Below are 11,875 nucleotides of genomic sequence, written 5' to 3' on the forward strand. Positions count from 1 at the left end.
AGATGTACGTGAAGCTGAACGGTGAGATGGTGTACCTGTGGCGTGCTGTTGATCAGGAAGGCGAGATCCTGGAGAGCTTTGTCACCAAAACTCGCGACAAGCAGGCAGCACTTACCTTCATGAAGAAGGCACTCAAGCATGAAGAAGGCACTCAAGCGTCACGGCTCGCCCGAGGCGATCACTACCGACGGGTTGCGCTCTTACAGTGCTGCGATGAACGAGCTTGGTTGCCGCGATAAGCAGGAGATCGGTCGTTGGGCAAACAACCGGGTCGAGAACTCGCACCTGCCATTCCGACGAAGAGGGCGATGTTGCATTTCAGGCAGATGAAGACATTGCAGAAGTTCGCCTCTGTCCACGCCGACATCCACAATCATTTCAGTCTGGAACGCCATCTCATCAGTCGACAAGCCTACAAGGAACGCCGCTCAGCCGCACTGGCTGAGTGGCAGGTCCTCGTGAGCTGAACTGCAATCCTCAAAGATCGAACGTGCATCTTGTGGAGAGCGGTTCGCATTGGACTGACAGCACCCGGCGAACCGATCCGGCTGGCGCGGCTGATGCTGCGCATGTTTCCCGCCGAGCCGGAAAAGATGGGTCTGCTGGCGCTGATGCTCCTGCAGCATTCGCGTCAGGGCGCCCGCTTCGACGAAACGGGCGCGCCGATCCTGCTGGAGGATCAGGACCGTTCGCTCTGGAACCGGACCATGATCGCCGAGGCGCTCGCGATGATCGACAAGGCCATGCTGCATCATCAGCCCGGCCCCTATCAGATTCAGGCGGCAATTGCGGCGCTGCACGCCCGTGCCGGAAAGCCAGAAGAGACGGACTGGGAGGGGATGGACCAGCTCTATGAAGCGCTTGAACGGCGCGCGCCATCCCCGGTTGTCACGCTGAACCGGGCAGTGGCGATTTGGAAGCTCAAGGGGGCGCAAGCCGCGCTGGACATGATCACGCCGCTTTCCGAAGCTCTGGACGGATATTTCTATTTTCACGGAGTGCGCGGGACGTTTTTACGCCAGTTGGAGCGTGGCGAAGAAGCGTGCGATGCCTTCCGCGCTGCTATCGCCTTAGCGGGTACGGCCGCCGAAGCGGCGCACATTCGCAGGCAACTCGATCAATTAGGGAATGGCTGAGTCCCCCCGATGTATAAGCGCGGGGGGGGACCCGCTGATTGGAGAAACGACCGGAACGAAGTCACTGACCGAGGTTAAGGCACCAGTCGCATATCGTCGCAAGGCTGCTGATCAGACCTTCGGCGAGCGATTGCTGCCTGGTTAGTAGTTCTCGCGCCATGCTTCGCCATGATTTTTCTTATACTAGGGCTGGGCGGAATATCGAGCTTGTGGCAATGACCGCTTCCCTCCCACATTCGGCAGCTGAGCGCGCGCCCGACGCCCCCTGGCACCGGCCATTCAACGGTCGGCTATCGGGAATGAACGGACGGCCGGTTTTGACGGCCCGATCTGAGCCTGGGAATGGCAGCAATGTCGGCGACTTTGGACGGGGTGTCGGTGCCTTGCGGAACCGGCGGCAGCCGACCAACTTACGCCGTTCCGATGCGGCTGCGGGAATGTCGGTTCACGCCGGAACCTGTCGTTCGAGAGCTTGGCGACTGTCCGGAAGCAACGCGCCCATCCGCGCGCCGATGACGACGCTGACAACGGTCGGACTTGTGATCGGGAATTCGGTCCTGTCCTGCGCGGTGACCGCGTCGGTTCGATCCTCGGCGATTAGGCGCAGCCTACTGACAACAGAAATGTGGGCTACTCGATTGGTGCTGGCTGCAATGCGCAGTACTCTCGGCGCAGACGGAGATCGCCTCGGACAGTGTCGGTGACCGTTATCCAGCTTGCCGAGGCTACCGGTGAGTGCTGCCGAAACCGGGACGGATGCGATAGGCATCTTCCCCTAAGTCTATGGCGCGCTGACCCGTCACCACGTCCACCATGCAGTTGAAAAACTCTAAGGCTTCATAGGCCGTCGTCAGTGGCAGTTGCAATTTTGCGCCGAGCAAGGCGTTCGCCGCGTCTTCTTCGGCTGCATCCCGAAGTTGTATCAGCAGAACGTCCTTGCGCGCCTTGCAGACATCAAGCTCGTTGCCAAGCAAATCAGCGACCAGCCTCACAAAGTCCTGCCGCTCAGGCGCTTCCGAATTTACACGCAGGAAGTCCTCAATCGAGATGCTCGTGACGGCGCCGCCTGATGAGCGGTTCGCTTCATGCACCACCGTGGTTTCGTCCTCGCCGTTTCCCCGGGCCACATACCATTGGTCGCCGTTAGAACTGACGGAGAATTGCAGCAGCGGATGGGTCATGGCGAATTCAACTCCGCAAGTGCCACGGGAAAGCGCTGAGAAGGGGCTCATTCGTCATCACCACGGCCCTCGTGCGCGATAAAAGGGGAAGCGCCGGACGATGCCGGGGATCAGCTTTTCTGAGAAAAGCTGACGCATCTCCTCGGCCTCTTCCGGCCTGACGCAGACAAGATGAGTGCCGCCGCACGGGAGCGGCTCGATTGCACTGATTGACACGTGGTGCTCGGCGCATTGCCTTTCCACGTCTGCCTGGGGGAGATCAATGTTGAGCAGACGGCTCATGATGCGATCCCGAGATCGCGATCAATCCACAAATCAAGATTTTGCGAGCTTCTGACCCAACCGTCTGCTGCGCCCGCTCCAATGCCGGACTGATGATTGCTGATCCGGTACCCCGTGACGCCCGCCGCGGCGAGGTGCCGCGTTCTCGCAAGGCGCGTTCCGGCAGCGCTTGCACGCATGAGCGACAATTGGTGCTCGAAGTACTGGTGATTAAGATCCATGGCAACGCTCCCTTCTTACAAGCGGGAGCACTATGGTCTCTCAGCCGCCGGTGCTTAATTGCTATGCCAGCGATTGTCAGTATATAGGAACGGAGGTCGATATTTCAATGGCCTGTCATGAGCGCATAAATGCCCCTAACCGTAGCGCACATCGGCGGATCATTTACCCTAGTATGATTGTTTTTAACTAGAGTGCGCTGGCATCATGTCGGCAATGGATCCGCTCGCGAGGGCGGCTCAGGCAATTAGGTTTTTCAACGTCTCGACGAGAGACCGTTCAAGGTAGGGCTTTCCAAGGAACACGGCGTCAGGCGGAATTTCGTGCCGGGCCAAAGGCCCGCGGCCTGAAGTGATGATGATGCTGATGTGCGGCCAGCGCGCCTTTGTTTCAAACGCAAGGGCCATCCCGTCGATCGGTCCCGGCATGTCGATATCGGTGAACAGGATCGCGATCGATGAGTTCTCTGCAAGGATGCTGAAAGCACGAGTGGCGTTGGTCGCCGCTCTCGTAGCGTATCCGGCGCTCTCGACCATGTCGCAGGCGTCCAACAATATCAGTGGTTCGTCCTCCACAACGAGGACAAGGGGCTGGGGTGACATGATGAGACAGCTTTCTGCGGGGCGCAGCAGTCAGCCCGGCATGCCGTCCCGATATCATGGGCCGAGGCTCGCAGGCTCCGTTCGAGCCTGATAATCACAACAGCGGCATGACCGGTAAGTTCCAAAATCTCTTACGTCCGCCAGATTCGGAAGTCACGCGCGGTTGAACAGAATGGCCGGGCTCCGTAGTATTGCTCGCCCACACGAATGAAATAAGGGAGCGCCCCCCAGCTTTTCAACCAATCGAATATGCGCGCGGTTACCGGAAGGGCAGCTTTCTGCACTTCCCGAACATGACCCGACATTCCGAAATCGGCCAGCCTTTCCTGTTCCCGGCCGCTCCTCGCTGTCTTTTAGAACGTCCGGTGTTCATTTGAAAGCCGCCCTTTCCACGCCGGCTCGGGGACGACGGCAATATCCCAGGCGCCCGTGTCCGGCTCCTCACCGAAGACGGGCGCTGATAGGTTCAAATCTCGGTGTTTTCGGGCAAGAGTCAGCGCGTCTTCCACATCGATCCCGAGATAGCGCACCGTATTCTCAATCTTGCTATGGCCGAGAAGGGTCTGGACAGCACGAAGGTTGCCGGTCGAGCGATAGATGATCGAAGCCTTGGTGCGGCGAAGCGAATGAGTGCCATACTCGCTTCGCATCAACCCGACGCCTGTAACCCATTCATCGACAAGCCGGGCATACTGGCGGGTGCTGAGATGCCCACTGCGATCAACCCGGCTGGGAAAGACATAATCGTCGACCGTGCCGCCCTACGCTCGAGCCAGGTCAGCAGACTGGCCCGTGCGTCTTGAAGCAGCTCAAACTGAACTGGGCGACCGGTTTTCTGCTGCATCACAATCGCCCGGGTTCGGATTTGCCCGCCGCTGACGATGTCGCCGATCCTAATCTGCACGAGATCACAGCCCCGCAGCTTGCTGTCGATCGCCAGGTCGAACAGCGCCCGATCTCGCAGTCGGCGACGCTGATTGAGGTAAAATCGGATCTCCCAAATGTGCTTAGGTTTCAGAGCGCGCTTCGCGCCGACATTTCTTCCCGCATTCCAGACCGGGCGCTTGCTGGCGGCGGTGAGTTCGGCTTCAGGATTCTCCATGATCATTCTCCGATGGCCAGATTGGCCGTTGGAAGAACGCATCAGAACCCGATGAGCAGGAATGCCCTGGGCACCTGCCGGCCACCTTCGATCAATCGCGGTTTTGCTGTGAAGGTCTGCTCCTGACAGAACCAGCCGCAGGCGCCACAAGCAAGGATGCAGCATATTCGCGATAACCCTCGTGACGATGTTTAGCGGGACTTTGCCTAGCCCGTTCGCACTTTAGAAACGTGCGCGGCACCCTCGTTTCCATGCTTCGTGAACCGTAAATCAAACGTGGAGCCATTAAGTCCGACGCCTTGCAGGTGAAGCGCGTTAAGCAAAGGGGGAAGAACCGGTGTGGAACACTCGATGCCGTCGCGCGCGTGATCGATGTCCAGTCCCGTTGCCGCGGCAATCAAGGCGTAGGGTGCCGCTGCCGCCCATGCTTGGGGCGAGCAAGCAACCGGATAGGAGGTCGGGCCGCGCTTCCGGCGGCGCGAGAACCCGCAGAAGAGCTCCGGAAGCCGATACAGCTCATCATAGAAGGCGGCCCCTACTAAGCTCTCAAAGATCTTTACGGCGGCGGCTTTGTGGCCATATCGCGAGAAACCCAGTGCGATCAGTGCGTTGTCATGTGGCCAGATCGAGCCATTATGGTAGGACATGGGATTGTAGCGGGCCTCCCCTGACGCGATGGTCCGGATACCCCAGCCGCTATAGAAACGTCTGCTGGTCAGCAGCTGCGACACGCGCTCGGCGCGCTCCGGCCCTGCGATCCCGGCGAACAGCGCGTGGCCTGCATTGGATGCAAGAACCCTGCACGGCTCGCCGTCACCGTCGAGCGCCAGGACATAGCTGCCCAGTTCCTCATCCCAAAACCGTTCCTCGAACCGGACGCGCAAGGTTTCTGCCTGATGCCGAAGCTGCTCGGCCTGTGCGCTTCTTCCTAGTGCGTCAGCCACTTCGGCAGCACCGTTCCGGGCTGCAAAGACATAGGCCTGCACTTCACACAAAGCGATCGCGCCTTCAGCCAGACGGCCGTCGGCGTGAAAAATCGCATCGAAGCTGTCCTTCCAGCCCTGGTTGGCCAGCCCGCTCTCCGCCATGCGCGAATAGGCAAGGAAGCCATCGGAATGCAGATGGGTCTTGGAGTCAATCCAGGCGAGCGCCGCCGCGATGTTCGGCCAGATCGCGCGTACCGTCTCCAAGTCGCCGGTCCGTTTGAGATACATTCCCGCCAACATGATGAACAAAGGCGTGGCGTCGATCGTACCGTAGTACCGATGGAACGGGACCTCTCCTAACAGCGCCATCTCGCCGCCTCGCATTTCATGGAGGATCTTGCCTGGCTCCGCGTCGGCGGATGGGTCGATGGCAGTCGCCTGGCTGGAGGCAAGCGTTCTAAGCACGCCCCGGGCGATTTCCGGCGCGATCCAAAGGAGCATCATAGCAGTGATGATGCCGTCGCGACCGAACACGGTACTGTACCAGGGTACGCCCGCGTATGGATACAGACCCGATTCAGTCTCCGTCAGCAACATCCCGATGTCCGAGGCCGAGCGGCCAAGCACCACGTCAAACCGCTCATTTGAACTCGAAACCCTGTCGAGGCGGTCCTGCATTCCCTTACGCAGTAGACGGTAGGCGGAGACGAGGTGCGGCGGCTCAGGGCTAAGAGCTTCACCGATGCTGCACTGGACCTTGACGAGTATTGTGCAACGCTCAGCGTCGCTCAGATCCAGATCCCATCGCGCAGAATCCGCCGAAAGAGCGGCGGGGGCGGGATCGAAGTAGAGCGTGGTGCTGCGTCGGACATCGTCCAGCCCCAGATAGGAGATGCGTACACTTCGCTCGTCCAGTCGCTCTGCAGAACTGGTGCCACGCCGTGGACGAACGTCTCCCCGCACCTCGAACAGATCGGCAAAATCGGCTGCGAAGCGGATTTCCAGAGGAATACTCCGAACGACAGTTTCGAACCTGCGGACAACGATGCGTTCATAGGCTGTTGAATGGCGCAGGAACTTCATCCGCCCGATGAACAGGCTGTCTCCCGCCAGCCAGGGCTCGCCCTCGTCGTCAAGATCCGGATTGGTCTGATCAACGATCAGGGCAGCGTTGTCATCGAGCAGAACCGAACTCAGCAGCAGCGGAGTACTTCCCCCCAGTCGCAACTCCAATCCTGAAAGAAAGCGCGTGTCCTTGTAGAACAGACCGTCCGGGCCATCCTCACCGCCCCGGCAATCCCCATCCTTGGCGAACACCGCGAAGAGATCGCCGTGTTTCAGCGCACGCAGTGTCCGATCGACGAGGGAGGTTGTCGCTTCCACATGGTGATCGCTCGCGTTTGCTTTCGCCATAGCCGTGCTCAAGCTGCTGCCAACACGAGCGGCATTGTCGGTTGTGGATGCGACGAGGTCAGGCTTCGGTATAAATGTAAGTAGTCTTCCGCCATGCGAGCAGACGTAAACCGCTCTTCAAACGCGGCCCGGACTCCGGAGCGGGGAAGGTCCGCGGCGGCGTGGACCGCCGCTACGGCTTCTTCGATGCTCTCGACCAGGTAGCCGCTGCGCCCGTGTTCCACCACCTCCGGCGTCGACCCGTTACGCCATGCAATCACCGGCGTACCTGCCGCCATCGCCTCGATCATGACCAGACCGAACGGTTCCGGCCAGTCGATCGGAAAAAGGAGTGCTCTGGCTCCGCCAAGGAACGCAGCTTTCTCCGCATCTCCGACTTCGTTGATGAATTCTATCTGTGTGCCGTCGATCAACGGTTCGATCACTTCATGGAAGTAGGCGGCATCGACCCTATCGACTTTGGCTGCGATCTTGAGCTTCATTCCCGCGCGTTTTGCGATCTCTATAGCCCGATCCGGGCGCTTCTCTGGCGATATGCGGCCGATGAAGGCCAGATACTCACCGCCCTCGGCTGCTGGAATCAGCTTTAGCGGCATCCCATGATGCACTGTGCTGATGAAGTTCGCGTGGGGTATCGGTGTGCGCTGATTGTCGGAAATCGAGACCAGCTTCATTTCCGGAAAAGCCCCGAAGACCGGAAGGTTATCCGGCAAGTCCTGGCGGCCGTGTAATGTTGTCACGCACTTGCCCGCGAGGCCGCGAAACAGTGGGTACTGCAACAGGTCAACGTGGAAATGGATGATGTCGAACTGATCGGCAGAGCGGAACACCTGATCGAGCATAGCAAGAGTGGATGCTGTGTGATCGCCAACGCCGCATAGCCGCAGACCGGCAGGCGCGCAGGGTATCAGCTTCGCCGAAGAAACCGAGTCCCCGCTCGCGAACAGGGTTACGTCGTGGCCGAGATCCACGAGTGCTTCGGTCAGCCACCAAACGACACGTTCCGTACCTCCGTACAGCTTCGGTGGGACTGCTTCGGCGAGCGGCGCAACTTGAGCAATACGCATGTCTGTGTCTTTCGTAGCCGGTGCAAATTGCCGTTCCGGTCGCTGGTATGGTGCAGATCGGAGACGAGTTGAATCGCACGAAATGCCTTGTCAGCCAGTCCTCGTCGGTCAGTCCTCATCCAATGGCAGGTGCGCGTGCACGCCATGGCTCAGGGCCTTCGATGTCTCAGCGGAAGGGGCGCCCCGGATCATGCGTGCTGCTCGGCAAACCCCGGGTCCTCACGACTGGGGGCAGGCAACGCAGTTGTTTGAACAGAGGTGTCATGACATTCACCCGGTGGGCAAGCGGGAGCACGGAAGTGTCTCTCAGTCACGAGATGCTTGCGAATGATCAGGTGATGTTCTGCATATAGGCGTGCGACGCGCGATTACGAGCCCGCCCCCCGAAGAGCGTTTGCAGACCAAGCCTTTAAGCGCTTCCAAGGGATTCTGCCGCCGATGGAGCGCTCCCCGATCGAGCTCAGAGATCATCGTTGCGTGGTGACAAACCCTCTCGGCTGCCCCCGGTTGAATAGCCGGTGCGCTCTCCCCATCTCAGAAGCTCGCAGTGGCGCCCATCTTTAAGAGCACCGCGACGGTCCTCTGCCCTCCCTCATACTCCAGAGTATTGCCGGAGGGGCGATAGTACGAGCCGAGTTGCGTCGATCAGCTTCAGCGAGGGGCAGGAAAGACACGTCGTACGGTAACATTCTCATCGCAAGCGTGGAAATGAACCAGTCGGGCCGTACGCTTTTACTGTTTCAAGGACTTGGCCATGGATCTCAACGAACTGCTGCATGCCCACCAGCTGGAGGTCATGAAGGCGACGGCTTGCCAAGACGAACGGCAGCGTGAAGCTCATTTCAGCGTGGTTGCCCGCTATGCCGAGGAAATCCGTAAGCTGAGGAAAATTTTGCCAGAGACAAGGACGGTTCAATTCCCAGCTACGCGAGAGACGATCATCTACGGAACCTACGCCGGAAGCTCTGCACCAGAACTGCCGTCGATCGCCTCGGACGTTGTGTCAGAAGCTGCCGGGAACGAGCAAATAGCCGATTGAGCCCCTCGATCCGGGGGCAGTTCCCGGCTCAACCTTTAGGGTTGGGCCCGTTAGCAATCCACAGGAGATATCACGATGGCCAAAGGCGAGAGAAAATCGAACAAAGAAGTTCGTAAGCCGAAGACAGCGAAGCCCAAGACGAACGCCTCACAGCCAAGTCAGAAACAGGGGGTGGTGAAAGGCCTCGAGAATATGCGGAATAGCTGATTGAATCCTGTGTGACCGGCTTCCATCTGTTTCACAGAGAGTCCGAAATCAAGAGGCGGGCGAGTCGGACGGAAGTTCGATTTGCCGCTTCCTTTCCTCTTGAATGAGCGTCGCGCGTGCAGGAGCACGACTAGGCCGCTGAGCACCAGCTGCCGGCTCTTCGTAGCGTAGCCTGGGGGACCATGTCTACAGAGCCAGCAAATTCCAGCGCCGCGATATTCAACTCGTTGACGAAGAGATCGACCACCCGTACCGGGTTATCCTCGACAACATAACTGTCGACGCACGCAGGTAAAAACAGCTGCTCGCGACGGTCACAGTCGCCGGAAGTGGCCCAGTCGATGCCTCCCATGACGCTGATGAGCCTACCACATCACTCCGTTCTCACAGCCTCCACCACTCGCCTGACGGCCAGCTCTGCGCTTCCGGCAGTAAAGACGGCGCGCGAACGTCCGGTCCTGTCAGAAACCGCCGTTCACCGGCTGCAGCGGGAACGGCAGAAAAGTCTAAGGATTTCGGGCGCTTGCGCACGGAATCCTGACATGGAGGAACCCGCGGACCCCATCCACGAATCTATGGGTAAAAGGGCTTTGGTTTGGATCGTGGGGGCTGAGGCAGACGCGTCGGCTTGTCCATGATCTGCAGGATAACAAGTACTCCGGGAGCGATTGAGCAGCGTCGCATCCCTGATCCGGCACCCAATGGGCGCGGTTTTGATCGTACCCGTGACGTGAGCGCACATTTTCTCATGGGCCGAGATGCGATGATCTTGGCCATGCTGCAGGGTAAGCCATGCCCGATCATGGCGTGTTCTCACGGGTGGGGGGCGTCGATGCTGGCGGCGCGCGGGGCTGACGCCAGCGAGCGAAGGTCTCGATGATGGTCATGTGCCCGCCGCAACATGGGCATGGCGGGCGATGATCGGGCGGTTCGTCGGCTTGGGGCTCGTCGACCGGCGCGGCAACGCCCAGCAGCCTGCGGGCCAGCGCCATGGCCTCCTTGCGCGTCGAACTGGCGAGCAGGCCGTAATGTCGGATGCGGTAGAAGCCGCGCGGCAGGACGTGGATCAGGAAGCGGCGGATGAACTCGTCGGTCGCCAGCGTCATGACCTGCTGACGTTCGGCCCCGTCGCGGCGATAGTCCTCACATGAGGGCTTCCACGTCAAGGCATGGCATCATGATGACATTGTGCATCTCCAAGTTCGTAAACGGTATCCGAGGTCCGAGCCCGATTGCATGACGCGGCTCGGCGTCCGAGCCTGATCAACCTCACATCCGGTCGCCGTTCGAAGCGGCTGCACCACTATCCCGCTTTCGGCGGGCAAGGGCTCAGAAGGACGAGACCATTCTTGTAGACGGCTTGCTTGGAGCCATGGACTACCACGGTTCGTCCCCCTGGATCCGTCAGGGCTGATCGGGCCCTGGGGATGGAAGTAACTTTACAGTCGTGTTTGCGTTAGGCGGCTTTCATAGTGGCACCCTCAATGACGACACCGAACGTCACATATTTCCAAAACGCGACGAGAAGCTTGCGTGCAAGGGCAACGATCGTCGTCGCCTTGCGCCTACCCGCATTCTGGCTGACCCGTTCGCGGAACCAGCGGCTTAGCGTTGAGTCCGGCTGGTGGCGTAGCCAAAGCCATGCGAGTTGCACCATCGCCGTTCGAAGGCGTGGATTGCCCGCCTTCGAGATGCCTTGCTCACGGTTGATCGAGCCGCTTTGCCAGGGGCTCGCAGCCAGGCCCGCATAGGATGCGACCTGTCTGCGATTGGCAAAATGCCGGGACAGACATTCGGTATGGATAATCGTCGCGAATTCCGGCCCGATCCCCTTGATGCCGAGCAACATCGCCGTGGGGTTGGTCATGACTTCCTTGTCCTGCGCCAGGATCGCGTCGCGCTCGACCTCGACTGCCTTGATCTGTTCGATCAGCAGTTCGAGGCGGCCGAGTTCGCGAAGAAGCTGGGCTTTGATGTGTGTGGGCAGATCGCGTCCGTCTCCTGTGCGCAGCTCTTCAAGCCGTTCGCGGCGATCACGGCGCCCGGGCTCATACCCTCGAATCCCCTGGCTAAAGAGTAAACCCTTGATACGATTGATGTGCAGCGTTCGTTCGTCGACCAGTATCTTGCGTTCGCGGCCGATCCTGCGGCGATCTTCGTCCTGCGGGGTTGGAACCCGCACCATCGAGCAGACGCGCGGCTCGCCTCGCTTGTAGGCCAACAGCGTCCGGATCAGGGTCTCACCGTCGATCCGGTCGGTCTTCGCCCGCCGGCGCTTACGAGAGACGGCAATCGAGGCAGCGTCCACGATGTGGCTTTCGATCCAATCCTCGTGGTCCAGTGAACGGTGCAGCCAGAAGCCATCAAGTCCAGCTTCCTGGATCGACACGATCCGATAGAGCCTGCCTGTCCGGGCCAGCGCCTTGTCGCGAAGTTCGCCGATACGGGCGAACAGCCCAGCAATGTCGCCGCCGTCCACCGTGTGCCGGGACATTTTATCGGCGGCACCTGGCGATAGCGAAGTTACCAGCCATGTTGATTTGCTCAGTTCCAACGAGACGAAAATTGCGTCAAGCTCGACACGGATGGCGGCCGGCGCTGCAGATTGTTCAGCTGTGACAGGCATGATTGATCTCCAGAGAGTTCAGTAACCCCGCTCTGCCACAGCGCAGGTCGCTCTCCACACCCTCATGGGATCTTG

9 protein-coding genes and 4 pseudogenes are annotated in these 11,875 nt (G+C 59.7%); 3 read left to right on the forward strand and 10 right to left on the reverse strand.

The annotated features are described in order from the left end of the window. A pseudogene (locus ABUH87_RS18425) lies at positions 1–467 on the forward strand (IS6 family transposase); the annotation flags it as partial. 30 nt (positions 468–497) lie between these two features. Next, the gene (locus tag ABUH87_RS11055; RefSeq protein ID WP_367773504.1) at positions 498–1,136 is read left to right on the forward strand and encodes a DUF6596 domain-containing protein; all 639 of its coding nucleotides are present in this window, start codon (positions 498–500) and stop codon (positions 1,134–1,136) included. A gap of 725 nt (positions 1,137–1,861) precedes the next feature. Here the strand turns inward: ABUH87_RS11055 and ABUH87_RS11060 are convergent. The 7 genes and pseudogenes from ABUH87_RS11060 to ABUH87_RS11090 all read right to left on the reverse strand — a co-directional run bounded on the left by ABUH87_RS11060 (position 1,862) and on the right by ABUH87_RS11090 (position 7,928). Continuing rightward, positions 1,862–2,317, reverse strand: coding sequence for a hypothetical protein (locus ABUH87_RS11060; protein ID WP_367773506.1), 456 nt, complete (start codon positions 2,315–2,317; stop codon positions 1,862–1,864). A 57-nt stretch (positions 2,318–2,374) separates the two neighbouring features. After that, complete coding sequence (locus tag ABUH87_RS11065; protein WP_367773508.1) at positions 2,375–2,599, reverse strand: hypothetical protein; 225 nt, start codon at positions 2,597–2,599, stop codon at positions 2,375–2,377. Then, positions 2,596–2,820 carry a hypothetical protein gene (locus tag ABUH87_RS11070; protein WP_367773510.1) on the reverse strand — a complete coding sequence of 75 codons (225 nt, stop codon included), beginning with the start codon at positions 2,818–2,820 and terminating at the stop codon, positions 2,596–2,598. Before ABUH87_RS11070 ends, ABUH87_RS11065 begins: the two co-directional genes overlap by 4 nt. Before the next feature lie 237 nt (positions 2,821–3,057). After that, on the reverse strand, positions 3,058–3,420 hold the full coding sequence (locus ABUH87_RS11075; RefSeq protein WP_367773512.1) for a response regulator: 363 nt from the start codon (positions 3,418–3,420) through the stop codon (positions 3,058–3,060). 466 nt (positions 3,421–3,886) lie between these two features. Next, a pseudogene (locus ABUH87_RS11080) lies at positions 3,887–4,522 on the reverse strand (tyrosine-type recombinase/integrase). Between the two features lie 206 nt (positions 4,523–4,728). Further along, entirely contained in the window at positions 4,729–6,861 is a 2,133-nt protein-coding gene (locus ABUH87_RS11085) for an amylo-alpha-1,6-glucosidase (protein ID WP_367773514.1), read from the reverse strand. An 8-nt stretch (positions 6,862–6,869) separates the two neighbouring features. Further along, a complete protein-coding gene (locus tag ABUH87_RS11090; protein ID WP_367773516.1) occupies positions 6,870–7,928 on the reverse strand; it encodes a glycosyltransferase family 4 protein in 1,059 nt (352 codons plus the stop codon). Between the two features lie 754 nt (positions 7,929–8,682). On the opposite strand from ABUH87_RS11090, the gene ABUH87_RS11095 reads away from it, so the two are divergent. Further along, complete coding sequence (locus ABUH87_RS11095; RefSeq protein WP_367773518.1) at positions 8,683–8,967, forward strand: hypothetical protein; 285 nt, start codon at positions 8,683–8,685, stop codon at positions 8,965–8,967. 361 nt (positions 8,968–9,328) lie between these two features. Here ABUH87_RS11095 and ABUH87_RS11100 read toward each other — a convergent pair. The 3 genes and pseudogenes from ABUH87_RS11100 to ABUH87_RS11110 form a co-directional block, all read right to left on the reverse strand. Further along, a pseudogene (locus ABUH87_RS11100) lies at positions 9,329–9,526 on the reverse strand (hypothetical protein); the annotation flags it as partial. Between the two features lie 448 nt (positions 9,527–9,974). After that, positions 9,975–10,319: pseudogene (locus ABUH87_RS11105) on the reverse strand (transposase); the annotation flags it as partial. A gap of 311 nt (positions 10,320–10,630) precedes the next feature. Beyond that, entirely contained in the window at positions 10,631–11,800 is a 1,170-nt protein-coding gene (locus ABUH87_RS11110; protein ID WP_367768160.1) for an IS110 family RNA-guided transposase, read from the reverse strand. Positions 11,801–11,875: the final 75 nt, after the last annotated feature.

This window comes from Novosphingobium rhizovicinum (assembly GCF_040813635.1).
Lineage (GTDB): Bacteria > Pseudomonadota > Alphaproteobacteria > Sphingomonadales > Sphingomonadaceae > Novosphingobium > Novosphingobium rhizovicinum.

Bases quoted from the DNA above. Each gene is read 5' to 3' on its own strand.
- ABUH87_RS11060 (WP_367773506.1), bottom strand. From the start codon at position 2,317: ATGACCCATCCGCTGCTGCAATTCTCCGTCAGTTCTAACGGCGACCAA.
- ABUH87_RS11065 (WP_367773508.1), bottom strand. From the start codon at position 2,599: ATGAGCCGTCTGCTCAACATTGATCTCCCCCAGGCAGACGTGGAAAGG.
- ABUH87_RS11070 (WP_367773510.1), bottom strand. From the start codon at position 2,820: ATGGATCTTAATCACCAGTACTTCGAGCACCAATTGTCGCTCATGCGT.
- ABUH87_RS11075 (WP_367773512.1), bottom strand. From the start codon at position 3,420: ATGTCACCCCAGCCCCTTGTCCTCGTTGTGGAGGACGAACCACTGATA.
- ABUH87_RS11085 (WP_367773514.1), bottom strand. From the start codon at position 6,861: ATGGCGAAAGCAAACGCGAGCGATCACCATGTGGAAGCGACAACCTCC.
- ABUH87_RS11090 (WP_367773516.1), bottom strand. From the start codon at position 7,928: ATGCGTATTGCTCAAGTTGCGCCGCTCGCCGAAGCAGTCCCACCGAAG.
- ABUH87_RS11095 (WP_367773518.1), top strand. From the start codon at position 8,683: ATGGATCTCAACGAACTGCTGCATGCCCACCAGCTGGAGGTCATGAAG.
- ABUH87_RS11110 (WP_367768160.1), bottom strand. From the start codon at position 11,800: ATGCCTGTCACAGCTGAACAATCTGCAGCGCCGGCCGCCATCCGTGTC.